The 24,079-nt window shown below is 74.5% G+C and carries 18 protein-coding genes and 4 pseudogenes; 13 read left to right on the top strand and 9 right to left on the bottom strand.

The annotated features are described in order from the left end of the window. Positions 1-249: 249 nt before the first annotated feature. Positions 250-1,035, top strand: coding sequence for an electron transfer flavoprotein subunit beta/FixA family protein (locus QMQ26_RS07865; RefSeq protein ID WP_404814091.1), 786 nt, complete (start codon positions 250-252; stop codon positions 1,033-1,035). Between the two features lie 37 nt (positions 1,036-1,072). Next, a pseudogene (locus tag QMQ26_RS07860) lies at positions 1,073-2,032 on the top strand (electron transfer flavoprotein subunit alpha/FixB family protein). A gap of 154 nt (positions 2,033-2,186) precedes the next feature. Here the strand turns inward: QMQ26_RS07860 and QMQ26_RS37390 are convergent. Together QMQ26_RS37390 and QMQ26_RS37385 are read right to left on the bottom strand one after the other, a co-directional pair. Then, a complete protein-coding gene (locus tag QMQ26_RS37390; RefSeq protein WP_318552214.1) occupies positions 2,187-2,843 on the bottom strand; it encodes a S8 family serine peptidase in 657 nt (218 codons plus the stop codon). Beyond that, complete coding sequence (locus QMQ26_RS37385) at positions 2,726-3,457, bottom strand: S8/S53 family peptidase (RefSeq protein ID WP_318552213.1); 732 nt, start codon at positions 3,455-3,457, stop codon at positions 2,726-2,728. Before QMQ26_RS37385 ends, QMQ26_RS37390 begins: the two co-directional genes overlap by 118 nt. A gap of 230 nt (positions 3,458-3,687) precedes the next feature. Here QMQ26_RS37385 and QMQ26_RS07850 point away from each other — a divergent pair. The 4 genes and pseudogenes from QMQ26_RS07850 to QMQ26_RS07835 all read left to right on the top strand — a co-directional run bounded on the left by QMQ26_RS07850 (position 3,688) and on the right by QMQ26_RS07835 (position 8,196). Next, positions 3,688-5,162: pseudogene (locus QMQ26_RS07850) on the top strand (AMP-binding protein). A 119-nt stretch (positions 5,163-5,281) separates the two neighbouring features. Continuing rightward, a pseudogene (locus QMQ26_RS07845) lies at positions 5,282-6,329 on the top strand (NUDIX domain-containing protein). Positions 6,330-6,417: 88 nt separating this feature from the next. Continuing rightward, positions 6,418-7,122: a DUF4184 family protein gene (locus tag QMQ26_RS07840; protein ID WP_282205208.1), complete on the top strand. Its 705-nt coding sequence runs from the start codon at positions 6,418-6,420 to the stop codon at positions 7,120-7,122. Positions 7,123-7,680: 558 nt separating this feature from the next. Further along, positions 7,681-8,196 (top strand): SUKH-4 family immunity protein, encoded by a 516-nt coding sequence (locus QMQ26_RS07835; protein ID WP_282205207.1) that lies wholly within the window; start codon positions 7,681-7,683, stop codon positions 8,194-8,196. A gap of 12 nt (positions 8,197-8,208) precedes the next feature. On the opposite strand, the pseudogene QMQ26_RS07830 reads toward QMQ26_RS07835, so the two are convergent. Then, positions 8,209-8,901 (bottom strand): annotated as a pseudogene (locus QMQ26_RS07830) (IS5 family transposase); the annotation flags it as partial. Positions 8,902-9,070: 169 nt separating this feature from the next. Between QMQ26_RS07830 and QMQ26_RS07825 the strand changes: the two are divergent. After that, positions 9,071-9,391: a VOC family protein gene (locus QMQ26_RS07825; protein ID WP_404814090.1), complete on the top strand. Its 321-nt coding sequence runs from the start codon at positions 9,071-9,073 to the stop codon at positions 9,389-9,391. Positions 9,392-9,393: 2 nt separating this feature from the next. Here the strand turns inward: QMQ26_RS07825 and QMQ26_RS07820 are convergent, their stop codons facing one another. Further along, the gene (locus QMQ26_RS07820; protein ID WP_282205205.1) at positions 9,394-10,338 is read right to left on the bottom strand and encodes a helix-turn-helix domain-containing protein; all 945 of its coding nucleotides are present in this window, start codon (positions 10,336-10,338) and stop codon (positions 9,394-9,396) included. A gap of 202 nt (positions 10,339-10,540) precedes the next feature. Next, positions 10,541-10,951 (bottom strand): carboxymuconolactone decarboxylase family protein, encoded by a 411-nt coding sequence (locus QMQ26_RS07815; RefSeq protein ID WP_282205204.1) that lies wholly within the window; start codon positions 10,949-10,951, stop codon positions 10,541-10,543. A 120-nt stretch (positions 10,952-11,071) separates the two neighbouring features. Here QMQ26_RS07815 and QMQ26_RS07810 point away from each other — a divergent pair, with 120 nt between their 5' ends. Continuing rightward, entirely contained in the window at positions 11,072-12,415 is a 1,344-nt protein-coding gene (locus QMQ26_RS07810) for a geranylgeranyl reductase family protein (RefSeq protein ID WP_404814089.1), read from the top strand. A 132-nt stretch (positions 12,416-12,547) separates the two neighbouring features. Here the strand turns inward: QMQ26_RS07810 and QMQ26_RS07805 are convergent, their stop codons facing one another. Further along, the gene (locus QMQ26_RS07805) at positions 12,548-14,830 is read right to left on the bottom strand and encodes a glycosyl hydrolase family 18 protein (protein ID WP_282205203.1); all 2,283 of its coding nucleotides are present in this window, start codon (positions 14,828-14,830) and stop codon (positions 12,548-12,550) included. A 171-nt stretch (positions 14,831-15,001) separates the two neighbouring features. On the opposite strand from QMQ26_RS07805, the gene QMQ26_RS07800 reads away from it, so the two are divergent. Then, positions 15,002-15,640, top strand: coding sequence for a hypothetical protein (locus QMQ26_RS07800; RefSeq protein ID WP_282205202.1), 639 nt, complete (start codon positions 15,002-15,004; stop codon positions 15,638-15,640). A gap of 5 nt (positions 15,641-15,645) precedes the next feature. Here QMQ26_RS07800 and QMQ26_RS07795 read toward each other — a convergent pair whose 3' ends face one another. Then, positions 15,646-16,641 (bottom strand): ArsR/SmtB family transcription factor, encoded by a 996-nt coding sequence (locus tag QMQ26_RS07795; protein WP_282205201.1) that lies wholly within the window; start codon positions 16,639-16,641, stop codon positions 15,646-15,648. A gap of 90 nt (positions 16,642-16,731) precedes the next feature. Between QMQ26_RS07795 and QMQ26_RS07790 the strand changes: the two genes are divergently transcribed. Beyond that, on the top strand, positions 16,732-17,982 hold the full coding sequence (locus QMQ26_RS07790) for an MFS transporter (protein ID WP_100835459.1): 1,251 nt from the start codon (positions 16,732-16,734) through the stop codon (positions 17,980-17,982). A 62-nt stretch (positions 17,983-18,044) separates the two neighbouring features. Here the strand turns inward: QMQ26_RS07790 and QMQ26_RS07785 are convergent, their stop codons facing one another. Continuing rightward, positions 18,045-19,199, bottom strand: coding sequence for a glycoside hydrolase family 19 protein (locus QMQ26_RS07785; RefSeq protein WP_100835458.1), 1,155 nt, complete (start codon positions 19,197-19,199; stop codon positions 18,045-18,047). Positions 19,200-19,454: 255 nt separating this feature from the next. Here QMQ26_RS07785 and QMQ26_RS07780 point away from each other — a divergent pair, with 255 nt between their 5' ends. Together QMQ26_RS07780 and QMQ26_RS07775 are read left to right on the top strand one after the other, a co-directional pair. After that, positions 19,455-20,219: an enoyl-CoA hydratase family protein gene (locus QMQ26_RS07780; RefSeq protein WP_282205200.1), complete on the top strand. Its 765-nt coding sequence runs from the start codon at positions 19,455-19,457 to the stop codon at positions 20,217-20,219. Positions 20,220-20,306: 87 nt separating this feature from the next. Then, the gene (locus QMQ26_RS07775; protein WP_100835456.1) at positions 20,307-21,071 is read left to right on the top strand and encodes an acyltransferase; all 765 of its coding nucleotides are present in this window, start codon (positions 20,307-20,309) and stop codon (positions 21,069-21,071) included. 343 nt (positions 21,072-21,414) lie between these two features. Here the strand turns inward: QMQ26_RS07775 and QMQ26_RS07770 are convergent, their stop codons facing one another. Then, positions 21,415-22,644 (bottom strand): MFS transporter, encoded by a 1,230-nt coding sequence (locus QMQ26_RS07770; RefSeq protein ID WP_282205199.1) that lies wholly within the window; start codon positions 22,642-22,644, stop codon positions 21,415-21,417. 17 nt (positions 22,645-22,661) lie between these two features. On the opposite strand from QMQ26_RS07770, the gene QMQ26_RS07765 reads away from it, so the two are divergent. Further along, positions 22,662-23,915, top strand: coding sequence for an ROK family protein (locus QMQ26_RS07765; RefSeq protein ID WP_404814088.1), 1,254 nt, complete (start codon positions 22,662-22,664; stop codon positions 23,913-23,915). The last annotated feature ends 164 nt before the right edge of the window (positions 23,916-24,079 follow it).

Below are 24,079 nucleotides of genomic sequence, written 5' to 3'. Positions count from 1 at the left end.
ACAGCGCGCCGTGGGCTGGGGCAGGATGGGCCCCAGGCGGTGGCACGGTGCCCGGCCGGACCTGCGGGCAGCGTAAGCTACTGGCGAGTAGTGACGGCTGGGCTACTCGCGAGTATGCTGCCGGGGAGCTCCGGAGGGGCACCTGCGCACGTCGCTCGGGCCGCGGGCCCCGCGTGGACCGAGGACTGCTCGGCCCGCACGGACAGCTGCCGCAGCCGCCGGATCGGACCAGTAACAGGAGAGCAGGCCGTGAGCTTGAGGATCGTTGTCTGTGTGAAGTACGTGCCCGACGCGACCGGTGACCGTCGCTTCGCGGACGATGCCACCACCGACCGGGAGGGCGTGGACGGCCTCCTGTCGGAGCTGGACGAGTACGGCGTCGAGCAGGCGCTGCGGATCGCGGCGGCCAACGAGGGCGCCGAGGTGACGGTGCTGACGGTGGGCCCGGACGACGCGAAGGACGCGCTGCGCAAGGCGCTGTCGATGGGCGCGGACAAGGCCGTGCACGTCAACGACGACGACATCCACGGCACGGACGCGCTCGGCACCTCGGCGATCTTGGCGGCGGCGCTGGAGAAGACCGGCTACGACCTGGTGGTGTGCGGCATGGCCTCCACCGACGGCACGATGGGCGTGCTGCCCGCGCTGCTGGCCGAGCGCCTGGGCGTGCCGCAGGCCACGCTGCTGTCCGAGGTCGCGGTGGCCGGCGGCAGGGTGAGCGGGCGCCGGGACGGCGACAGCGCCACCGAGCAGGTCGAGGCGGCGCTGCCCGCGGTGGTCTCGGTCACCGACCAGTCCGGCGAGGCCCGCTACCCCTCCTTCAAGGGCATCATGGCCGCGAAGAAGAAGCCGGTGCAGTCGCTGGACCTGGACGACCTGGGCATCGACGCCGACACCGTCGGCCTGGCCGGCGCCTGGAGCCGGGTCGAGGACGTCACCGCCCGCCCCGCCCGCACCAAGGGCGTCATCGTGACCGACGAGGGCCAGGGCGGCAAGCAGCTCGCCGCCTACCTCGCCGAGCAGAAGTTCATCTGACGGGCCGCCGGGAACAAAGGGATACGGAGCAAAACCCATGAGTGAGATCCTGGTCCTGGTCGACCACGTCGACGGCGCCGTGCGCAAGCCCGCCCTCGAACTGCTGACCCTCGCCCGCCGCCTGGGCACCCCCGCCGCCGTCGTCCTGGCGCCGGGCCGCCGCGGCCGGCATCGCCGCCAAGGCCGCCGAGTACGGCGCCGCCACCGTCTACACCGCCGACGCCGAGGAGTTCACCTCCCAGCTGGTGGTCCCCAAGGTCGACGCGCTGACCCAGATCGCCAAGGACACCGGCGCCACCGCCGTCCTGCTCACCTCCTCCGGCGAGAACAAGGAGATCGCCGCCCGCACCGCCCTGCGCCTGGGCTCGGGCCTGATCACCGACGCCGTCGACATCGAGCAGGGCCAGAGCGGCCCCGTCGCCACCCAGTCGGTGTTCGCCGCCTCCTTCCAGGTCAAGTCCACCGTCACCACCGGCGCCCCCGTCATCACCGTCAAGCCCAACAGCGCCGCCCCCGAACCCGCCCCCGCCGCCGGCACCGTCCAGGACGTCACCGTCGCCCTCAGCGGCAACGCCGCCACCGTCACCTCCCGCACCCCCCGCGTCTCCACCGGCCGCCCCGAACTCACCGAGGCCGCCATCGTCGTCTCCGGCGGCCGCGGCGTCGGCGCCGCCGACGGCTTCTCCGTCGTCGAGGACCTCGCCGACGCCCTCGGCGCCGCCGTCGGCGCCTCCCGCGCCGCCGTCGACGCCGGCTGGTACCCCCACAGCAGCCAGGTCGGCCAGACCGGCAAGCAGGTCTCCCCCAGCTCTACGTCGCCGCCGGCATCTCCGGCGCCATCCAGCACCGCGCCGGCATGCAGACCAGCAAGACCATCGTCGCCGTCAACAAGGACCCCGAAGCCCCCATCTTCGAACTCGTCGACTACGGCGTCATCGGAGACCTCTTCACCGTCCTCCCCCAGCTCACCGACGAGGTGAAGGCCCGCAAGGGCTGATCCCGCAGCGAGCCGGAGGGCGCGGTCCCCGCGGGGACCGCGCCCTCCGTCGTCCGTGCGGGTCAGCGGCCCGCGAGGGAGCGCACGAAGCGGTTGCCGTCGATGGTGCCCAGGCCGGAGGCCAGGTCGTAGCCCTTCGTGGCCTTGTACCCCGTCACCGCGTCCCAGGAGTTGTCGCCCGCGGTGACGTCGTGATGCCGCTGAGCTGGGAGGGCAGCAGGGCCAGCCCGTACAGGCGCGGGTTGAGCTGGCCCAGGCGGTGGCCCGCCAGCTGGGCGGCCAGCGCGACGACGCCGGAGAAGATCGGGGTCGCCTCGCTGGTGCCGCCGACCAGGTGCCAGCCGACCGCCGTCGGGTCGTACGACTCGTACGTCCAGGCCGCGCCGTCCACCGCCGCGCTCATCGAGATGTCCGGGGTGCCGCGGTGGTTGCCGGTGGTGCCCGCCACGGCGGCCTGGTACCAGGGGCGGGCGAAGACGCCGGAGACGCCGCCGCCCGCCGCGCCGTAGTCGTCGTGCCAGACCCGGTCGGGGGCGGTGCGGTTGCCGCCGTCGTCCAGGGTCAGCTGGGTGCCGCCGACCGAGGTGACCAGCGGGTCCGCGGACGGCCAGGAGTTGACCTTGTACGGGTACAGGTCGCTGCCGTTGTCCATCGCGTCGGTGGCGCCGTTGTCGCCGGACGCGGCCAGCACGGTCACGTTCTTGGCGGCGGCGTACTGGAAGGCGTAGCGCAGCTTCTCGATCGACGTGAAGTCGCCCTCGGCGTAGCCCGGGAAGGTGTTCTCGGTGGCGCCGAAGCTCTGCGAGACCACGTCCACGTCGTGCGACCTGATGACGGCCTTCTCGCGTCCATCATCTCCGGCAGGCCGGTGACGCCCTCGGTCTCGGCGACGCCGGTCTCCACCAGCACGATGTGCGCGTCGGGGGCGATCGCGTGCGCGTACTCGACGTCCAGGGTGCTCTCGCCCGCCCAGCCGGTGTGGTCCTCGTTGGTCGGGTCGAAGACCGGGACGTTCCCCCACTTGACCACCTCGACCTGGGTGTCCGGGATGCCCCACTGCCGGTCGAACACCTCCAGGTCGTGCTGGACGGTCGGCGAGCCGAAGGAGTCCACGATCACGATGGTGCGGCCCTTGCCCGTCACGCCCTGCCGGTACAGCGGGTCCAGGTGGTAGGCGGTGCGGTACTGGAGCGGCGAGTAGCAGTGGATGCCGATCTGCGTGACGCAGTCCGAGGTCGATATCGGCGCGACCCGGCCGACCGCGTCGATCTGCCCGGCCGAGGCGGGGCGCAGCTTGAAGACCGGCGGGCGGGCGGCGGACTGCGCGGTGGCGGTCGCGCCGGTCAGGGCGGTGGCCCCGACGGCGAGCAGCGCGGCGGCCCGCAGCGCGGTGGAGCGTCGGGTGCCCGCGGTGGCGGGGTGCATGCCCAAGGAGACTCCCAGAGGAGAAGGGGCCCGGGCCGGGTCCGGCCGGGACGGCCCCTATCCCATCGGCAGCGGACGGCCCCTTCCATAGTCCGAGCGGGCCGCCCCGATGGCCCCGCCCGGCCACCGGATTCGGTAAAGGGCGCGGCTGGGTTCGGTAACGCCCAGCTCGGGACGGCGCGCGGGGCGCTGCTGCGCGCGGGCGGGCCGGGCTCGTAGAGTCGGGCGGCATGGGACTGCTGACAGCACTCGACGGCGGGTACGGGGACCGGGCGGACGCCCTGGTGGTGGACGGGACCGCCCTGTCCCGGGAGCAACTGCTGGGCGCCGCCGGGGCGGTGGCCGAACGCGCCGCCGGGGCGCCCGGCCTGGCCGTACTGGCCCGGCCGACCGCCGAGACGGTCGCGGCGGTCGTCGGCGGCCTGCTCGCGGGCGTGCCGGTGGTGCCGGTGCCGCCCGACTCCGGGCCGCTGGAGCGCGCCCACATCCTGCGCGACAGCGGCGCCGCCCTGCTGGCCGGCACCGGACTGCCCGAGGACGCCGACGGGTTGACGCCCCTGCCGGTCTCGCTGGCGGACCGCCCGGGCGGCGGCTGGCGGCCCGCGGCCGAGGACGGCGACCGCACCGCCCTGGTGCTGTACACCTCCGGCACCACCGGCGCCCCCAAGGGCGCGCTGCTCCCGCACCGGGCGCTCGCCGCCGGGCTCGACGCGCTCGCCGACGCCTGGCGGTGGGACGCCGACGACACCCTCGTCCACGGCCTGCCGCTGTTCCACGTGCACGGCCTGGTGCTCGGCGTGCTCGGCGCGCTGCGCACCGGCAGCCGGCTCGTCCACACCGGCCGGCCCACCCCCGCCGGGTACGCGGCCGCCCGCGGCAGCCTGTACTTCGGCGTCCCCACCGTGTGGTCGCGGATCGCCGCCGAGCCCGCCGCCGCCCGCGAACTGGCCGCCGCCCGGCTGCTGGTGTCCGGCAGCGCGCCGCTGCCGGTGCCGGTCTTCGAACGGCTGCGGGACCTCACCGGGCAGGCCCCCGCCGAGCGCTACGGCATGACCGAGACGCTGATCACCGTCGCCACCCGGGCCGACGGCGAGCGCCGCCCCGGCGCGGTCGGCGTGCCGGTGGCCGGGGTGCGCACCCGGCTGGTCGGCGAGGACGGGCGGCCGGTGCCCTCCGACGGGGAGAGCGTCGGCGAACTCCAGGTCCAGGGGCCGACGCTGTTCGACGGCTACCTCGGCCGGCCCGAGGCGACCGCCGCCGCGCGCACCGCCGACGGCTGGTTCCGCACCGGCGACGTCGCCGTGATCGGGCCCGACGGCTTCCACCGGATCGTCGGCCGCGCCTCCGTCGACCTGATCAAGAGCGGCGGCTACCGGATCGGCGCCGGCGAGGTCGAGGCCGCGCTGCGCGACCACCCGGGCGTGGCGGACGCCGCCGTGGTCGGCGTCCCCGACCCGGACCTCGGGCAGGCGGTGGTCGCGTACGTGGTCGTGGCGGGCGGCGGCGCGGGCGGCTCGGGCGGCTCGGGTGACGCGGGCGGTTCGGTCGGCTCGGTCGGCTCGGTCGGCGAGCGCGAGCTGATCGACTTCGTGGCGCGGCGGCTGTCCGTCCACAAGCGGCCCGGCGGGTGGTGCTGGTCGACGACCTGCCGCGCAACGCGATGGGCAAGGTGCTCAAGAAGCAACTCCTGGACGAGGGACGGTGACCCGCCCCCCGCTCTTTCAGGAGGGCGGGGAGTGGGTACCACAGGGGTGGCGCGGGGGCCGGTGCCCCGCGCTGCCCGGCGCACGGCCGGGCCGGTACCACGGAGGGGCAGGGGATGCTGTGATCGTCTGGATCAACGGGGCGTTCGGGCGGGCAAGACGAGTGTCTGCCGCGAACTGGTCGGACTGCTGCCGGGGAGCCTGCTGTTCGACCCGGACACCCTCGGGCCGGTCCTGCGAACGCCCGGCCGGGCGCCGAACCGGGAGAGCTCCAGGACTCGCCCGCCTGGCGGCACCTGGCCGCCGAGACCGCCGCCGCGCTGGCCGCCGAGGCCGACGGACCGGTCGTCGTCCCCGCCACCCTGCTGCGGCAGGAGCACCGCGACGAGATCTTCGGCTCGCTGGCCGGGCGCGGCATCCCCGTCCACCACGTCGTCCTCGACCCCGTCGAAACGATCCTGCGGGCCCGGATCGCCACCCGCGAGGACGTCCCCGGCGACCCGGAGGCCACCGCCCGGCTCCGCCGCCGCGCCCGCGAGGCGCTGCCCGCCTACCTCACCGCCCGGGGCTGGCTGGCCGGGGACGCCCGGATGGTCGACAACGGGGTGCTGACGCCCCGGCAGACCGCCGAGCGGATCGCCGACCTGGTGCGCAGCGGCGCCGCGCGCTGCCCGATCGTGCGCAGCGAGGGCGGTGACGGGGACACCGTCGCCGCGGCGGTCCTGCTCTTCGACGACCGGGACCGGGTGCTGCTGGTCGACCCCGCCTACAAGCCGCACTGGGAGTTCCCCGGCGGCGTCGTCGAGCGCGGGGAGGCGCCGACCGCGGCCGGCATCCGGGAGGTCGCCGAGGAGCTCGGCCTGCGGCTGCACCCGGAGGAACTGCGGCTGCTCGCCGTCGACTGGGAGCCCGGCGCCGGACGCGGACGCGGCGGCCTGCGACTGGTCTACGACGGCGGCCGGCTCGGCCCCTCCCAGGTGCTGCGGCTGCGGCTGCCCGCCGGGGAACTGCGCGACTGGCACTTCGCGACCCTCCGGGAGGCTGCCGAGATGCTGCCCGCCGGGCGGATGCGGCGGCTGACCGCCGCGCTGGAGGCCCGGGCGGTCGGCGAACTGCGCTACCTGGAGGGCGGGCGGCCCGCCGCGACGGGCGCGGCCTCGGCGCGGTGAGCGGGCGGCGGTGACCGGACGGCGGTGGGTGCGCGGCGGTCGGCCCCGTGCTGCGCGGGGCGGGGGGCGGCGGCGGGCAGGATGGGGGATGCCGTTCACCCTGAGCCACGCCGCCGCCGTCCTGCCCGGCCTGCGGGCCGCGCAGCGCAAGGGCGCGCTGGTCGCCGCCGGGCTGGTCGCCGGTTCGCTGGCGCCCGACGTGCCGTTCTTCGCCGAGTCCCTCGTCCGGGGCGTCTACCGGCACGGCGCGTTGACGCACCGCTGGTGGGCCGCCCCGACCCTCGACGTGGCGGTCGGCGCCGGGCTGGTGGCCGGCTGGTACGGCCTGTGGCGCGAGCCGCTGCGGGCGGCCGTGCCCGGACGGTGGAACCAGGTGGCCCCCGAGGGCCGGCCGGACGCCGGTGAACTCCTGCTGACCGCCGGGGCGTTGGCCGTGGGCGCGAGCACCCACCTGGTCTGGGACTCCTTCACCCACCACGGCCGGGCCGGCGTCCGGGCCCTCCCGGCCCTGGAACGCCGGATCGCGGGCGTGCCGCTCTACACCGCCCTCCAGTACGGCACCTCACTGGCCGGCCTGGCCGTCCTCGCCCGGCACGCCGGACCCTGGCGGGAGAGCCGCAAGGGCCCGGCGGCCCTGCTCGCCGCAGCCGCCCTGGCGGGAGCGGCCGAACGCGTCCGGCGCGGCGAACGCGGCGTCATCGCCGAGACCTGCTTCGGCGCGGGCACGGGCCTGGCGGTCGGCGCGGCCGTACTCGGACTGTGCGGAGGAGCCCGGGAGCCCGAACCGGAGTAGGACGGCCGGGGCTTGGGCAGTGGCGGGGCCCTGGCGGCGGTCGGCCGGGCCTTGGGTCGCTGCCGCCGCGCCGGGGCCTGCCTCCGCACTTCCGCCCTGCGGACGACGGCGGGGTGCAGGGACAGGCCTTGGCGGCGGGGGCCGGGGGCCTGCTGCCGCGCCGGGGTTCGTCCTCCTACCGCCCGCCCTGCGGGCGGCGGCGGGGTGTGGGGGCGGGTCTTGGCGGCGGGTTGGCACGTGGCCGGGGCGGGTTGGGGTCGGTGGGCTCGGGCTGTCGGTGCCACGGCTCCCCGTCCCGGGTGGTGCGGGCGGGCCGAGCCGGAGGAGGGCCGGGGCGTGGGGAGTCGCAGGGCGCTGGCGGGGGTTGGCGGTGGCCTGCTGTCGCGCCGGGCCCGTCCTCCTGCCACCAGCTCTGCGGGTGGCGGCGGGGTCCCGGGTGTCTGCTGCCGTGCCGGGGCCCGTCCTCGCGTCCCCGGCCTGCGGGCTCCGGCGTCGGTTCCGTCCGTCCGGGGCTAGGTTCTGTCCGGCGGATCATGTGCAGATGGGAGAATCCGCGGCATGAACCAGCCGAACGCTGAGGGATCGCCGTGGCAGCCTTTCGACGTGGCAGCGCTTCGTGCTGCCGGCGTCGGGGTCGACGTGGGGCGGACGCTGGAGGATCCGGGGCTTCCGGTCGACTGCATCGGCATGTTCGTGCGGAACGCCGAGCTGGAGCTCCGGGTTCGGGATCTGCCCTGCGGCCGGGCCGTTTGCCTGGGCGGCTTCGAGGACGGGGTGAACTCCTACTGGCTGGTGCTCGGCTCGGGCGAAGTGTGGATGGCCTACGGCTACGAAGGCGGCCTGCAACGATTTGCCCTGGTCAACTCTTCTGTGGTCGCGCTCCAGCGGATGCTTCGGCTGTGGGAGTCCTTCGTTCTCTCGGGCCGCAGCGAGGACGACGAGGACTATGAGGACCACGTCGCTGAGCTGTTGGACCAGGCTCAGCGGGAGGATCGGGACGCGTTCAGCGACGATGACGCCTGGTGGTCGAGGGTGTTCGAAGAGGTCGAGCTGGGTGTGCTGGGCCCGGAGTGAGGGCGGCCAGTCTCACCTTCTGAGCCACAGTCGGGTCGATGCCAGAGTGACGGTGCCGTGGTAGATGCAGGCGCGCTTGTCGTAGCGCGTGGCGACGGCTCGTGAGTGCTTGAGCTGGTTGATCGTGCGCTCGACTTCGTTGCGGCGCTTGTACATCTCCTTGTCGAAGCCGGCGGGCCTGCCGCCTCGGCTGCCTCGGCGCCGGCGGTTGGCCCGCTGGTCCTTCGGTTCGGAGATGGTGTGCTTGATCTGGCGTCGGCGCAGGTAGCGACGGTTCCGGCGCGAGCTGTAGGCCTTGGCACCGCCGAGAGGGTCGGGCCGGGTGCGTGGGTGCCCACCGCCTGGGCGCTTGACCCGGATCCGTTCGAGGACGGGGATGAGCTGCGGGCTGCCTCCCCACTGGCCGGGCGTGATCAGCAGGGCCAGCGGTCGGCGTCCGCTTTCTCCGGCGAGGTGGATTTTGCTGGTCAGGCCGCCCCGGGAGCCTCCGAGTCCTTCGTCGGGGCGGTGCTGCCGGGGCGTTGATCTTTTTTTCGGGACCCGCGGGGTTCTGCGTGGGGCCCCTGCCGCGTGCTGGTGGGCGCGGCAGGAGGTCGAGCCGACGCTGACCATGCTCCAGTCCACGCTCCCCCGGGCGTCGGCATCGGCGAGGAACGCCTGAAAGATCCGGTCCCAGGTCCCATCCGCTGACCAGCGCCGATGCCGCTAGTGCCGCATCAGGCAACGTTTGCCCCGTTGTGTTGCGTGGACTGCGTCTCTCCTGGGTTAACGGATGGTCGCGGCGCCTGTAGGGCCTCGGATAGGCTCAGGCATGCGATCTCGAACAGGCGGCATGTGGTGGGGAACGACGATCGAAGCGCCGGACCCTAGTGGCTTGGCGAAGTTCTATGCCGGACTCCTTGATTGGCACATCGGGCACGAAGAGCTGGGAACAGCCGTCGTGGCCGCCTCCCCGCAAGGACCGTTCCTCGTGTTCCAGCAGGCGGACGGCTACCAGGCTCCGGTGTGGCCACCTGCTGACGGCGACCAGCGCCCGATGATGCACTTCGACTTCCAGGTCGGCGACCTGGACTCGGCGGTCGCCGAGGCGGTCGCCCTGGGCGCCACCGTTGCGGAGTTCCAGCCGCAGGAAAATGTCCGGGTGCTCTTCGACCCGGCTGGCCACCCCTTCTGCCTGTGCCGTGACGGCGAATAGCGTCAGGCGACGTTCGCCCTGCTGACCACGGTGCGAAGGCGTTCGTCGGCGGCGTGTTTGTTCCGCCGGATGATGTAGCGGCGGATCATGCTGCCCTGGGCCTTGTGGCTGGGGTGGTCGGTGCCGTCGAGCACGAAGTAGCGCAGGGCGGTGAACTGGGCCTCGATCCGGTTGAGCCAGGAGCTGTTGGTCGGGGTGTAGGCGATCTCGACGTTGTTCGCCGCGGCCCGGATTCCGACCCGCTGGCACCGCTTGGTGGTCAGGTGGGGCGAGTAGTTGTCGCAGACGATCGCGATGCGCACGTCCGTTGGGTGCAGCGAGCGCAGGTAGCGGCAGAACTCCAGGAACTCGGAGCGGTTCTTGGTCTTCTTGACGTGGCCGTAGAGCTGGTCCTTGGCGAGGTTGTGGGCGGCGAACAGATGCCGCACCCCGTGCGGTCGGGTGTAGGTGGCCCGCCGCCGGGGCCGGGGATCGCGGGAGGTCTTCCAGGTCTTCACGCGTTGAAAGGAGACGCCTTCCTCGCGGAGCAGGATGCGCAGGCCCTCGTGGCTGATGTCGTCGACCACCCCCTCGGCGACCAGGAAGTCGGCCAGCCTGGCCAGGCTCCAGGTCGAGAACGGCAGGCCGTGCTCGGCCGGCTTGGACTTGGCGATCTTCTTGATCTCGCGGCGCTCGGGCAACGTGGACGTCCTGGGACGTCCGCCCCTGTATTTCGGGTAGAGCGAGTCAGAGCCGTCCGCGTTGGAGTTGTGGATCACGTCGCGGACCCGGTCCGCGCTGGTGAACGTGACCTCGGCGATCTTCGCCACGGGCATGTGCTGGGCGGACAGCAGCACCATCTGCACCCGGCGCCAGGTCACCACCGACCCGGTGCCCCGGCGGACGATCCGCAGCAGCCGTCGCCCCTCGTCGTCATCGACCTCACGGACCTGCACGCGTTCAGCCACGTGATCATTCTGACGGCCCGGTGCCGCCCGGCACAGCAACCGGGCGACACGTCACAACGGGGCAAACGTTGCCTGATGTGGCACTAGAGGTAGCCGTGGGTGGCGAGGTGGGCGCCGATGGCGTGGTAGGCGGCGGGGTGCTCGGGGGTGGGGGTGGCGAGGCCGTCGACGTAGCGGTTGTACATGCAGAAGGCGGCGGCGATCAGGACGGTGTCGTGGATGGTGTCGTCGTCGGCGCCGGCGGCCCTGGCGGTGGCGATGTCCTCGGGGTGACGGACAGTCCGCTCTCGGCGACCTTGCCGGCGAGGCGGAGCAGGGCGCGCTGGAGGTCGGTGACGGGGGCGGTGTCGAGGTCGCGTTGGACGGCTTCGACCAGGGCGAAGTCGCCGTCGAGGCGGTGGGCGGCGGTCGCGCCGTGGGCGCCGGCGCAGTAGCGGGTGCGGTTGAGGGCGGAGACGTGGGCGGCGATCAGTTCGCGTTCGCCGACGCTCAGCGGGGAGTCGCCGCGCAGGAGTTGTTCGGCGAGTTCGCTCAGGTGTCGGCCGGCGGCGGGCCTGGCGAGGAGCAGGGCGCGCATGCCGGGCTGGCCGGCCGGGAGGTCGATGTGGGGCATGCGGGTCACTGAAGCGGTTCGGTGCGGGGTTGGCAACCCCTTGACCTGGGAAGGCGGAGTCGCACACGCGGGGGCGGGTGCGGGCCGTAGGGGAAGGCGGGCAGATTAGGATGGGCGACCGTGACTGACACCGGTAGCACCAAGGACCTGGACCCCGTCGAGCCGGTCGCGGCCCTCGCCGACGACGCCGGTGACGGGGCGTCGGAGGAGTTCGCGGACGCGGACCCGCAGGACCCGCAGGACCCGCAGGACGGGCAGGACGAGCAGGAGGAACGGGAGGCGTCGGCGCTGCCCGACGGGGTGTGGGACGTCGTGGTGGTCGGTGCGGGCCCGGCGGGCTCCTCGGCGGCGTACGCGGCGGCCTCCCGGGGCCGGCGGGTGCTGCTGCTCGACAAGGCGGAGCACCCCCGGTACAAGACCTGCGGCGGCGGCATCATCGGCCCGTCCCGGGACTCGCTGCCGGAGGACTTCAAGCTGCCGCTGCAGGACCGGATCTCGGCGGTGACCTTCGCGCTGAACGGCCGGTGGACCCGGACCAGGCGTTCGAAGCGGATGCTGTTCGGCGTGGTCAACCGGGACGAGTTCGACCTGCGCCTGGTGCAGGCCGCCGAGCAGGCCGGCGCGGTGCTGGTGACCGGGGTGACCGCGACCGGGGTGGAGCAGAGCGGCGGCGACAGCCGCACGGTGTTCGTGACGCTCGCGGACGGGCGGAAGGTGGAGGCGCGGGCGGTGGTCGGCGCGGACGGTTCGGCGAGCCGGATCGGTCGGCACGTCGGCGTCACGTTCGACCAGATCGACCTGGGCCTGGAGGCGGAGATCCCCGTGCCCGAGTCGGTGTCGCGGCACTGGGCGGGCCGGATTCACCTGGACTGGGGCCCGCTGCCGGGCAGTTACGGCTGGGTCTTCCCGAAGACCGACTCCGGGACGCTGACGGTCGGGGTGATCTCGGCGCGCGGCGAGGGCGAGCGGACCAAGGAGTACCTGGCCGACTACGTCCGCCGCCTGGGCCTGTCCGGGTTCGAACCGCTGGTGGAGTCCGGGCACCTGACGCGCTGCCGGGCCGAGGACTCGCCGCTCTCGCGCGGCCGGGTGCTGGTCGCGGGGGACGCGGCCGGGCTGCTGGAGCCGTGGACCCGGGAGGGCATCTCGTACGCGCTGCGCTCGGGCCGGCTGGCCGGTGAGTGGGCGGTGCAGGTGGCCGAGGCGGGCGGCGCGGCGGACGTGCGGCGGCAGGCGCTGAACTACGCGTTCGCGATCAAGGCCGGGCTGGGCGTGGAGATGCGGGCGGGCAAGGTGATGCTGGCCTCGTTCGAGAAGCGCCCCTACCTGTTCCACGCGGCGGTGTCGCTGATCACCCCGGCGTGGCGGGCGTTCGCCCGGACCACCCAGGGGCACACGACGTTCGCGCAGCTGATGCGGGACCACCGGGCGGCGCGCAAGCTGGCCTCGATCGCGGGGCGGTAGGCGCTCGGCGGTAGCGGGTCGGTAGGCGGTAGCGGGTCGGGCCCGCCCGGGAGGAGGTTCCCTCCCGGGCGGGCCGTTCGGACGGGCGCGGGGGTTGGGGTTAGGGGGGGCCGCCGCGCCCGCGTTCCCGGGTTACCTCAGGCCGGCGTCCAGGGCGTTGATCAGGGTGCCGGAGGGGGTGTCGCCGGACATCTCCCAGACCATCGCGCCCAGCAGGTTCTTCGACTTCAGCCAGGCGGTCTTCCGGGCGATCGACCAGGTGTCGTCGAAGGTCCACCACTGGCCGCCGTTGCCGGTGTAGCCGTAGGTGGAGACCGAGACCGGGTCGTGGTAGACGGTCAGGTTGGGCACCGAGGTGATCAGGTTGTTGTAGCCGCGGGTGCCGGCCTCCTCGGCGAACTGGCCGGGCGCGGCGCCGCCGGCGGCCTGCCAGGCGCCGTGCGCGCCGCCGTCGGTGACGTTCTGCCAGCCGCGGCCGTAGAACGGGAAGCCGATGGTGAGCTTGCGCGGGTTGACGCCCGCCGCCAGGTAGGTGTCGACGGCGTTCTCGACCGAGAAGTGGAACGGGTACGGGTCGTCGGGGTCGGCGTACAGGTTGGCCTGCTGGCCGGTGCGGTTGGGCTCCCACGAGTTGTCGCTGCCGGAGCCGTGGAAGTCGTAGCCCTGGACGTTGGCGATGTCGAGGGACCGGAAGATCTGCGAGAGGTCCCAGCCCTGCCCGATCTTGGCCGGGTCGGCGGGGGTGAAGGCGGTCAGCAGCTTGTGCGGGCCGCCGAGGGCGTCGAGCTGGCGGCGGAACTCGGCCAGCAGCAGGGTCAGGTTCTGCTTGTCGGCGGCGGAGTAGTGGTTGCCGGGGTGGCCGTCGGGGGAGCCGGGCCACTCCCAGTCGACGTCGATGCCGTCGAAGATGCCGGCGGCCGTGCCGGGGCCGCCCGCGCCGTTGTAGGCGGGCAGGTTGCCCTTGATCCAGACGTCGATGCAGGAGGAGACCAGCTTCTTGCGGGAGGCGTCGGTGGCGGCGGCGTCCGAGAAGTACTTGGAGTAGGTCCAGCCGCCGAGCGAGACCACGACCTTGAGGTTCGGGTACTTCGCCTTGAGCTTCCTGAGCTGGTTGAGGTTGCCGCGCAGCGGCGACCAGCCGTCGTCGGCGACGCCGTCCACGGACTGGGCGGCGCTCATCGGGCGGGCGTAGTCGGCGTCGGCGTCCCCGGCGCCGGTGCCCTGGTCCGGGTCCTCCGGGTCGGCGGTGGTGCCCTTGGTGACGCCGGCCAGGCAGGTCAGGTTGACCGGGTCGATGTTCTCGAAGGCGTAGTTGACCACGTCGAGCTTGGCGGCGCTGCCGGAGGTGTCGAGGTTCTTGACGAAGTACTGGCGGCCGTAGATGCCCCACTGCACGAAGTAGCCGACCCGGGAGTACCTGCCGGGCCCGGCGAGGTCGCCGGTGGTGACGTTCAGGGTGGTGGAGGCGGGCGAGGCGTTGTCTGCGGCGTCCCGGGCCCGGACCGCGAAGGCGTACGGGGTGGCGGGGGAGAGCCGGCCGACGGTGGCCGAGGTGGTGGTGACGGTCTGCACCAGGGTGCCGTCCTGGTAGACGTCGTACGCGGCGACCCGCTTGTTGTCGGTGGCGGCGTCCCAGGCCAGCGCGACGCCGGTGCTGGTGGTGCCGGTGGAGCGGAGGTTGCCGGGCGCGGTCGGCGGCACGGTGTCGGTGGCCGGGTCGACGGTGGCGGCGCTCAGCGCGGGCCCGGCCGGGCCGGTGTTGCCGCGGGTGTCCCGGGCCCGGACGGTGAGGCTGTAGGTGGTGGCCGGGGTCAGGCCGGTCAGCGTGGTGGAGGTGCCGGTGGCGGTGCCGAGGATCACCGGGCCGTTCAGCACGTCGTACGAGGCGACCGGGAAGTCGCCCTTGGCCGCGGCCGGCCAGCTCAGCGCGAGGGTGTGCGCGGTGGCGTCGACCAGGGTCGGGGCGCCCGGCGCGGTCGGCGGCACGTCCGGGGTGCCGTCGCACTTGTCGCCGTTGACGCGGCAGTTGAGCGGGGCGGTGATCGGGCCGTTGCCGATGAACCAGAAGCTGTAGGGCTCGGTCGAGCCGTTCGCGGGCACCGTCGCGTTGTAGTAGGCGTTGGTGGCGACCACGTGGCTGCCGGTGGTGGTGGAGGTGCCGTTGTAGGTGCCGGTCATGGTGACGCCGGCGGGCAGGTCGAACTCCAGGGTCCACCCGGTGACGGCGGTGGCGTTGGGGTTCTTGACGACGAAGGTGCCCTTCCACCAGGACCCGTAGTTGTCGCCGGTGAAGGTGGCGGTCAGTTTGGCCGCGGCGTGCGCGGGGGTGGCGGCGAGCAGGGCGATCGGCAGTGCGAGCGCGGCGAGCAGGGCCAGCAGGCGGGCCCTGAGCCATGGCCTGGAGCGGACGTGCATCGGTACTCCCTGTCTGGTGTGGGGGATTCCGTACAGGGGTGCCGGGAGCGGCACTCAGGAGGGTAAGTGGACTGGACCAACTCGTCAACAGGTCTATACCGGAAGGGGGTTGACGAGACGTCAGCCCCTTGATCCGCGAGGGTGTCGGCGGCGACTGGCATGATCACCGGCATGGGACTCGATGTGAGGGTGGGCGCGCTGATCGGCGCCGAGGAGGACACGGCCGAGTGGTTCCGCGCGGAGTGCGCGGCGATCGCCGCGGTGCTGGCGGCCGACGGACTCCCGGGGTGGCGGGAGCCGGAGAGCGGGCCGCGCTTCGGCGAGCGGATCTGGGGCTACTCGGGCCTGCACGCGCTGCGCCGGCTGGCCGCCCACCTGGCCGCGCACGGCCGGCTGCCCGAACCGTCGGCCGACGGGGAGCGGGCCACCGACGACCCGGTGCTGCGGGCGGCGTACGAGCACGTCCCCGACGAGCGGCCCGGCCCGTTCGACCACCTGATCCACCACTCGGACTGCGAGGGCTACTACGCGCCGGTGGACTTCGCGTCCGTCCTGGCCGACCCGGAGCTGACCGGCGGCCTGCTCGGCTCCTCCGTCCGGCTGCTGGCCGAACTGGACGCCCTCGCCCGGGCCCTGGGCCTGCCCGACGACCTCGACCCGGAGGCCGAGGAGGTCACCGCCGCCCACGAGGACCCGGACCCGGCGGCCGAGGGCTGGCGGCGCTACGGCACCGAGGCGTTCGTCTGCCTGCAACTGCGCCTGGCGGCACGGCACTCGGTGGAGAACGGGGCGGTGCTGGTGTTCTGCTGAGGCCCCTACGGGGGCTCAGGGCCCAGGAGCTGTTCGGCCAGCGGGCTGCGGGCGTACAGCACCAGGCGGCCGTGCCGGGCCCGGGTGACCAGGCGGGTGGCGTGCAGGACGGCCAGGTGCTGGCTGACCGCGCCGGGGGTGACGCCCAGGCGGCGGGCGAGCTCGGTGGTGGCGGTCGGTTCGCGGAGCAGGCCGAGCAGCCGGGCCTTGGGCGCGCCGAGCAGCTGTTCCAGGGCGCGGGGGGCGGGCGGCGGCTCGGGCGGGCCGGTCAGGGTGCCCTGGCCGCGCGACACGTAGGTGATCGACGGGGTGAGGTCCGGGCCGATCGCGGTGATCGCGCCGCGCGCGAAGCAGGTCGGCAGCAGGGCCAGGCCGCGCCGGTCCACCACGATGTCCAGGTCGCCGACGCCCCAGTTCCGGTCGATCGTCAAAACCCCGTCCGACCAGCGCAGCCGGGCGTCGAGGTCGGCGAACAGCCCGGCCGCGCCGCGCTCGGCCAGCACCCGGGAGCGGTGCACGATGTCGGCGCGCAGCACCGAGCGGGCCCGCGGCCACCAGGCGGGCTCCAGGACGTGCGTCCAGTACGCCTGGAGGGCGTCGGCGACCTCGGCGATCAGCGCGGCGGGCCGGTCGGCGCGCTCGGCCAGCAGCGGCGGCAGCGCCCGGTGGTGCGGGAGGAAGGTCGCCGCCAGCTCGTCGGCCAGCCGGGCCGGGTCGAAGGCCCGGACCACCGCCAGCTCGGCCCGGAACTCCGGGAACGGGACGGCCGGACGGGGCGTCAGGAAGTCCGGCACGTACTTGTTGCCCGCGACCAGGGCGCGCAGCAGCGGCGCCTGCGGCAGCGCCTCGAAGGCCGGGCGCATCGCCTCGAACGCCGCGCCGTGCGGGTACTGCCCCGGGTGGGTCCACATCCGCAGGCTGAGCACCGCCTCCTGGAGCGGCGAGCAGGCGAAGTGGGTGGCGGCCAGGTCGGCCAGCCCGAGCCGGAACCGCAGCACCACGACGCCTCCCGGGCGGTCCGTCCCGCGCCGACGGTTCAGGCCGGGGCTAAATCAATACCACGGCCGCTCCGTACCCGGTCTGATCGGGGCATGACCGCCACTGAACCCGCGGCCGCTCCGGCCGTGCCGCTCCCCCCTGCCCGCAGCCGGTTCGCCCGGCTGCTCCCCGAGGACCCGGTGCTGCGCCGGCTGTCCGCGATCACCCTGGTCAACACCGTCGGCAACGGCCTCGGGATGACGCTCGGGGTGGTGTACTTCACCCGGATCGTGGGCTTCGGCGTCGGCACGGTCGGCCTGGTGCTGACGCTCGCCGGGGCCTGCGGGGTGGCGGCGGGCGTCCCGGCCGGGCGGCTGTCCGACCGGTACGGCCCCAAGCGGGTGCTGGTCGCGCTGCTGGCGGCCCAGGCGCTGTGCGCGGCCGGGTACGTGCTGGTGCGCGGGCTGGCGGTGTTCGCGGTGCTGGCCTGCCTGGCGGCGGTCGCCGACCGGGGCGGCTCGGCGGTGCGCGGGGCGCTGTTCGCCGAGGTGCTGCCGGCCGACGGGCGGGTGGCGGGCCGGGCCTACCTGCGCTCGGTCACCAACGTCGGCATCTCGGTGGGCACCCTCGGCGCGGCCGCCGTCCTGCAACTGGACACCCGGGGTGCCTACCTGACGGCGCTGCTGGTCGACGCGGCCTCGTACGGGGCGATCGCGGTGCTGTACGTGCTGCTGGTGCCGGCCACGCCGCGCACCGCCGAGCAGGTCCGGCGGGCGGCCGACGGGCCGAACCCGGCGCTGCGCGACCGGGCGTTCCTGCTGCTGACCGGGCTGAACGGGGTGATCACCCTGCAGTTCGTGATGATCGAGGTCGGGCTGCCGCTGTGGGTGGTGCGCGACACCGACGCGCCGCGCTGGATGGTCGCGGGCGGGATGCTGGTGAACACCGCGCTGGTGATCGTCCTCCAGGTGCGGGCCACCCGGGGCACCGAGCGGCCGCGGGCCGCGGCCCTGGTGTTCCGCCGCGGGGCGCTGCTGGTGGCCGCGTCCTGCCTGGTGCTGGGCCTGGCCGCCGGGCTGCCCGGTTGGGCGGCGGCGCTGCTGGTGGCGGCCGGGGTGGGCTGCCAGGCGCTGGGCGAGGTGTACAGCCAGGCGGGCGCCTGGGCGCTCAGCTACGACCTGGCGGAGGACGGCGCGCACGGCGCCTACCAGGGCGTCTTCAACACCGGCATGTCGGGCGCGCTGATGCTCGGCCCGGTGCTGATGACCTCGGTGGTGATCGCCCACGGGCTGTTCGGCTGGGCGCTGCTGGCGGCGCTGTTCGCCGCCGCGGGCTGGGGGATGACGGCGCTGGTGCGGCGCTGAACGCGCGGACGGGGTGGTGGCGCCGACCCGCGGTCGGCGCCACCACCCCGTCCGTCAGGGCGTCAGCAGCTCAGGTTCGAGCCGGTGGGCACGCCCAGGATGGAGGTGAAGTTGGTGTACGAGTTGACCCGGCTCTGCACCTGGGCGGGGTTGCCGCCGTTGCACTCGATGGAGCCGTTGATGGAGCGGATGGTCTCGCCGAAGCCGTTGCCGTTGACCATGGCGTTGTGCGGGGTCATGGTGCCCGGGCCGTTCTGGGTCATCCAGTACCAGATGCCGGTCTTCCAGGCGACGGCCGGGTCGGTCTGCACCAGGTTCGGGTTGTGCAGCAGGTCGATGCCCAGCGCGTCGCCGGCCGCCTTGTAGTTGAAGTTCCAGCTCAGCTGGATCGGCCCGCGGCCGTAGTACGCGGCCTGCCCGGCCGGGCAGCCGTACGACTGGCTGGTGTCGCAGTAGTGCGGGTAGTTGGCGGTGTTCTGCTCGACGATGTAGACCAGGCCGCCGGTCTCGTGGCTGACGTTGGCGAGGAACGCCGCCGCCTCCTGCTTCTTCACCGTGTCCGAGCCGGTGTTGGCGAACGCCGGGTAGGCGTTCAGCGCCGCGACCAGGCCGGAGTAGGTGTAGAAGGAGTTCCGGCTCGGGAACATCTGGTTGAACTGGGCCTCGGAGACCACGAACCCGCCCGGGTTGGGGGTGGTGGACGGGCTCGGGCTGGTGCCGCCACCGCCGGTGCAGGTGTACGGGCTCCAGTACCAGGTCGAGATGGTCGGGTCGTAGCCCGGGTTGTCGTGGGTGGCGATGTAGTACTGGCCGTTGGGCGCGTACTTGACGATCGCGCCGGTGGCGTACTGGGTGCCGGCCACCCAGGTCGGGTGGTTGCAGGTGCCCTGGGTCGGGGTCGGGCTGGTGGTGGTGCCGCCACCGCCGCCGCAGGCGCCCTGGTCGGCCCAGACGCCGGAGCCGCCGGTGCTCGGGGTCTCGCCCTGGGTCCACCACTTGGCGTTCCAGTTGTGCCCGTTGTACGAGGCGGACATCCCGCCGGTGTACACCTGGGTCGCCGAGTACGGGGTGGTGCAGGCGGCGGCCGCGGTCGAGGTGGTCGGCACCATGACGGCCAGGCCGGTCGCGGCCAGCGCGCCGGTCAGCAGCGCGGCGATCCGGCCGCGGCGGGAGGCGGCGCGGTGCGCCGGGCGGTGGGGGGTGCGGGTGTGGGGCATTCGGCCACTCCTTGTGGGGGAACGAGCGGTGTACCCAGCACTCAAGCGAGTCTGTCCGCTGACTGTCAATAGGTCTAGACCTTAAGGAAGTTGAGGACGTGTACGGAACGTCGCTCCGCGCGGCCCGGCGGGACGCGCCCGCCGCCGGGCGGCGCGCGCCGGGGGAATCCGGTACTGGCCAGTAGGGCCGGGGTGTGCCAGGGTGCAGACGACGCCCCTCCGACCCACCCTCAGCCGGAAAGGCAGGCCCGCCCGATGACCCGCGAAGTGCCGCTCGTCCGCCGTACCACCGTCGACGCCGTCGCCACCCTGGAACTCGACTCCCCGCACAACCGCAACGCCCTCTCCGGCCGCCTGATGGCCGAGCTCACCGCCGGGCTCGCCGACGCCGCCGCCGACCCCGGGGTCCGCGCCGTCGTCCTCGGCCACACCGGCCGGGTGTTCTGCGCCGGCGCCGACCTCTCCGAGGCCACCGGCGACGACCCCACCGTCGGACCGCGCGGCCTGGTCGCCCTGCAACGGGCCCTGGTCGACTGCCCCAAGCCGGTCATCGCCCTGGTCGACGGCCACGTCCGGGCCGGCGGGCTCGGCCTGGTCGGCTCCTGCGACCTCGCCGTCGCCGGACCGGACTCCACCTTCGCCTTCACCGAGTCCCGCCTCGGCCTGGCCCCCGCCGTCATCTCGCTGCCGCTGCGCCCCAAGCTCGACCCGCGCGCCGCCGCCCGCTACTACCTCACCGGCGAGACCTTCGACTCCGCCGAGGCCGCCCGGATCGGCCTGGTCACCGAGGCCGCCGACGACGCCCCCGCCGCGCTGCGCACCCTGCTGGACGCGATCCGGCTCTGCTCGCCGCAGGGCCTGGCCGAGTCCAAGCTGCTCGCCAACGCCGCCGTCCGGGAGTCCTTCGACCGGCACACCGAGGAACTCGTCGCACTGTCGGCGAAGCTGTTCGGCTCCGAGGAGGCGCAGGAGGGCATGCGGGCCTTCCTGGCCAAGCGGCCCGCCCGCTGGGCGCGCTGACCGGCGGCGACGGCGCCAAGTTACCGGCCGGTGTGAATTTGCTCCCGTTGCCGTTCCCCGGCCCGCACCGGCCGGTACGGTGAGCGCATGTCGATCGTCCGCAGGCTGCTCGGACCCGTCCGCGAGAGGTCGCGCCGGGCGGCCGGGCGCGCCGTGCACCGCGGCTGGCGCTGGGCGCAGGAGGCGGGCGCGGTCAGCAACCGCAACCCCGGGCCGTACCGGTTCGGCGAGCTCGGCGACGGCACCAAGCTCGCCTTCCCGCTCGGCACCGTCTTCAACGAGCGCTGGATCACCATCGGCCCGTTCGCCATCATCGGCGAACGCGTCACCCTGTCGGCCGGGTTCCTGCCCGGGCTCGACCTCGGCCCCGAACCGATCGTCCGGATCGGCGGCGGCTGCGTGATCGGCCGCGGCAGCCACATCGTCGGCCACCAGCGGATCGAACTCGGCGACGACGTGTGGACCGGCCCCGGCGTCTACATCACCGACCAGGCCCACGAGTACCGCGACACCGAGCTGCCGATCGGCAAGCAGTGGCCGCGCAACGCGCCCGTCTCGATCGGCGCCGGCTCCTGGATCGGCACCGGCGCGGTGATCCTCCCCGGCGCCCGGATCGGCCGCAACGTGGTGGTCGCCGCCAACTCGGTGGTGGCCGGCGAAGTCCCCGACTACGCCGTGGTGGCCGGCGCCCCCGCCCGCCAGGTCCGCACCTGGAGCCCCGAACAGGGCTGGCAGCCCCCCATCCGCCACGAGCCCCCCCGCCCCGTCCCCGACGGCGTCACCGCCGAACAACTCCGCGCCCTGGTCGGCTGGGACCTGCGCCTCCCCGGCGAACAGCCGGCCCCCGAGTAGCGCCGCCGTCGGCGACCCGGACGACGGCGCGCCGGAGTGGACCGGCACCGGGCGGCCCGGAACCGTCGGGCCGGAACTCCGGTCCGCGCGGATCGCGCACGTGCGCCCGCGACCCCGCCGGACCTCGCGGTGCCGCACCCCCGTCCGCGCCGCGGTGGCTGGAACCGGCGGGTTGCCGGCGCGTGGACCCGGGCGTGCGGAGGAACCGACGGCCCGCCGGTCCGCCACGGACGGTGCGGCGGCGGCCTGGGCGGCGGCGGCCTGGGCGGGTGGGGGCGTCCGGGCCGCCGTCGTCGTGTTCCGGTGCTCTCCGTGGTGCGGCCGGAGGTCGGCTGGCGGGCCGTCAGGCGGTGCGGTGGCGGCGGACGGTGAGGGCGAGCAGGCCGGCCAGGGCGGAGCTGGCGGCGACGGTGAGCAGGGCGGCGGGCAGGGAGAGGGCGTCGGCGAGGAAGCCGATCACCGGGGGGCCGATCAGCATGCCCGCGTAGCCGAGGGTGGAGGCGGTGGCCACGCCCTGCGGGCCGGCGGTCGCGCCGGCCCGGGCGATCGCCAGCGGGAAGACGTTGGCCAGGCCGAGGCCGACCAGGACGAAGCCGGCCAGCGCCAGCGGGACGGACGGGGCCAGGGCGGCGGTCGTCATGCCCGCGCAGGCGGCCAGGCCGCCCAGCAGCATCACCCTGGTCTGGCCGAGCCGTTCGGAGAGCCAGGTGCCGGAGAGCCGGCCCGCCGTCATGGCGAAGGCGAAGGCGGCGTAACCGGCGGCGGCCGTCGCGGTGCTGGCGTGCACGTCGTCGGTCAGGTGCAGGGTGGCCCAGTCGGCGAGGGCGCCCTCGCCGTACGCGGTGCACAGCGCGGTCAGGCCGAGCAGGACGACCAGCAGCCGGGCGTGCCCGGACAGTCCGGCGGGCGCGGCGGGTGCGGCGCTCTCGTCCGGGGCCGGGCGGACGGCGGCCGGGGCGCGCAGCAGGGCGGTGCCGGCCAGCGCGACCACGGCCAGGCCGAGCGCGCCGGAGGCGGCCAGCGCCCAGGAGGCGCTGATCCGGCCCGCGAGCAGGCCGCCGACCGCGGCGCCGAGCAGGCCGCCGAGGCTGTAGCCCGCGTGGAAGCTGGGCATGACGGGCCGTCGGAGTTCGGCGACCAGGTCGACCGCGGCGCTGTTCATCGCCACGTTGGCCGCGCCGTAGCCCGCGCCGAACAGCAGCAGCACCGCGCCGAGCGCGAGCACCGAGTGGGTGTGCGCGGGCAGCGCCACCGCGAGCGAGAAGACGGTGACCGCGGCGACGGTGACCCGGCGCGAGCCGTACCGCAGGCACAGCCGTCCGACCAGCGCCATGGTGGCGACCGCGCCGGCCGAGATGCAGAGCAGGGCCAGGCCCAGCGCGCTGTGCGAGGCGGAGACCTGGGCGCGGACGTCCGGTATCCGGACCACCCAGGCGGCGAACAGGAAGCCGTCGACGGTGAAGAAGGCGGTGAGGGCGAGGCGTGCCGCCGACCAGGAGGAGCGTCGGCCGGACGGGGAGGTGGGGGAGGAGGGGCTGACGGGGCGGGCTTCTGTTTTGTTTAGTAGCGGCACAAAGTCAGAATAGGGGAGTGCCGCACACACCTTCAAGCCCGAATCCCAGCCAGAATCCGAGCCCGAGCCCGGCCCGGCGGCCCGCGCCCGACCGCGGCCGCACCCTGCTCGGACCGGCCCTGCGCCTGATCCACACCGGACAGGCCCCCACCCGCTCCGCACTCACCGGCGCCCTGGACGTCACCCGCGCCACCGCCGGCGCCGTCACCGGCGAACTGGAGGCGCTCGGCCTGATCACCGTCGACTCCCGCCCGGCCGGCGGCGGCCGGGGCCGCCCCTCGCACCGCCTCGCCCCGGCCGATCCCGGACCGGCCGTCCTCGCCGCCCAACTGCACGCCGACGGGATCTCCGCCACCCTGGCCGGACTCGGCGGACGGCTCCTCGACCCCGTCCACCTGCCGCTGCCCGCCGACACCTCGCCCGCCGCGCTGCTCGGCGCCGTCGCCGAGACCGGCGCCCGGCTCGCCCGCGACAGCCGCCGCCGGGTCCTGGGCTTCGCGCTCGCCCTGCCCAACCCCGTCACCGAACCCGACGGCACCGCCCTCGCCGCCCTGCACTTCGGCTGGCCCTCCGGCACCCCCGCCGCCGCGCTCTTCGCCGAACAGGTCGCCCGCACCGACCTCGGCCCGCGCGCCCGCGCCGCACTGCCCACCGCCGTCGCCAACGACGCCAACCTCGCCGCCCTCGCCGAACACCGGCACGGCGCCGGCCGCGGCGCCCGCCACCTGCTGCTGGTCACCTCCGGCCACCGCGGCGTCGGCGGCGCCCTGGTCATCGACGGCCGCCTGCACACCGGCAGTTCCGGCCTCGCCCTGGAGGTCGGCCACGTCACCGTCGACCCGCTCGGCCGCCCCTGCGCCTGCGGCAACCGCGGCTGCCTCAACGCCGAGACCGACACCGGCGCGCTGTTCGCCGCCGCGGACCGCCACCCCGACCCGGACCGCCCGCTGCTCCCGCAGGCCCGCGCGCTGGCCCACGACCCGACCGCCGCCGACGCCCTCGCACACGTCGTCGACCGGCTCGGCCTCGGCCTCGCCGGGCTGGTCAACATCCTCAACCCCGACCGGATCGTGCTCAGCGGCCTGCACCTCGACCTGCTCGCCGCCGCCCCCGACCGGCTCGCCGCGGTGGTCGCCGAACGCTGCCTGTGGGGCCGCAGCGGACGCATCCCGATCGTCCCCGCCCAGGCCGTCCACGCCGGGCTGGTCGGCGCGGCCGAACTCGCCTGGGAGCCCTACCTGGACGACCCGCAGGCCGTCGCCGCGCCCTGAACCGCCCGGGGCCGGAGCGGGGGGAGAGCGCGGAACGGCGCGGGCCGACGTCCCGTCACCCGCGCCGTCCGGCGGCCCCGCGGAGCCGCCGCGCCGACCGCCTGCCTACGTGTCCACGTACCTACCGGCCCACTCGCCCACTCGCCTACTTGCCGAACCTGCTT

This window comes from Kitasatospora fiedleri, from assembly GCF_948472415.1.
Taxonomy (GTDB): Bacteria; Actinomycetota; Actinomycetes; order Streptomycetales; family Streptomycetaceae; genus Kitasatospora; species Kitasatospora fiedleri.
This window is presented reverse-complemented; position numbering and strand designations above follow the sequence as displayed.

What these genes read in the sequence shown, in the direction of transcription:
- QMQ26_RS37385 (WP_318552213.1), bottom strand. Translation starts at nt 3,457, where the DNA reads ATGCACCCCGCCACCGCGGGCACCCGACGCTCCACCGCGCTGCGGGCC.
- QMQ26_RS07840 (WP_282205208.1), top strand. Translation starts at nt 6,418, where the DNA reads ATGCCGTTCACCCTGAGCCACGCCGCCGCCGTCCTGCCCGGCCTGCGG.
- QMQ26_RS07835 (WP_282205207.1), top strand. Translation starts at nt 7,681, where the DNA reads ATGAACCAGCCGAACGCTGAGGGATCGCCGTGGCAGCCTTTCGACGTG.
- QMQ26_RS07815 (WP_282205204.1), bottom strand. Translation starts at nt 10,951, where the DNA reads ATGCCCCACATCGACCTCCCGGCCGGCCAGCCCGGCATGCGCGCCCTG.
- QMQ26_RS07805 (WP_282205203.1), bottom strand. Translation starts at nt 14,830, where the DNA reads ATGCACGTCCGCTCCAGGCCATGGCTCAGGGCCCGCCTGCTGGCCCTG.
- QMQ26_RS07800 (WP_282205202.1), top strand. Translation starts at nt 15,002, where the DNA reads ATGGGACTCGATGTGAGGGTGGGCGCGCTGATCGGCGCCGAGGAGGAC.
- QMQ26_RS07790 (WP_100835459.1), top strand. Translation starts at nt 16,732, where the DNA reads ATGACCGCCACTGAACCCGCGGCCGCTCCGGCCGTGCCGCTCCCCCCT.
- QMQ26_RS07785 (WP_100835458.1), bottom strand. Translation starts at nt 19,199, where the DNA reads ATGCCCCACACCCGCACCCCCCACCGCCCGGCGCACCGCGCCGCCTCC.
- QMQ26_RS07780 (WP_282205200.1), top strand. Translation starts at nt 19,455, where the DNA reads ATGACCCGCGAAGTGCCGCTCGTCCGCCGTACCACCGTCGACGCCGTC.
- QMQ26_RS07775 (WP_100835456.1), top strand. Translation starts at nt 20,307, where the DNA reads ATGTCGATCGTCCGCAGGCTGCTCGGACCCGTCCGCGAGAGGTCGCGC.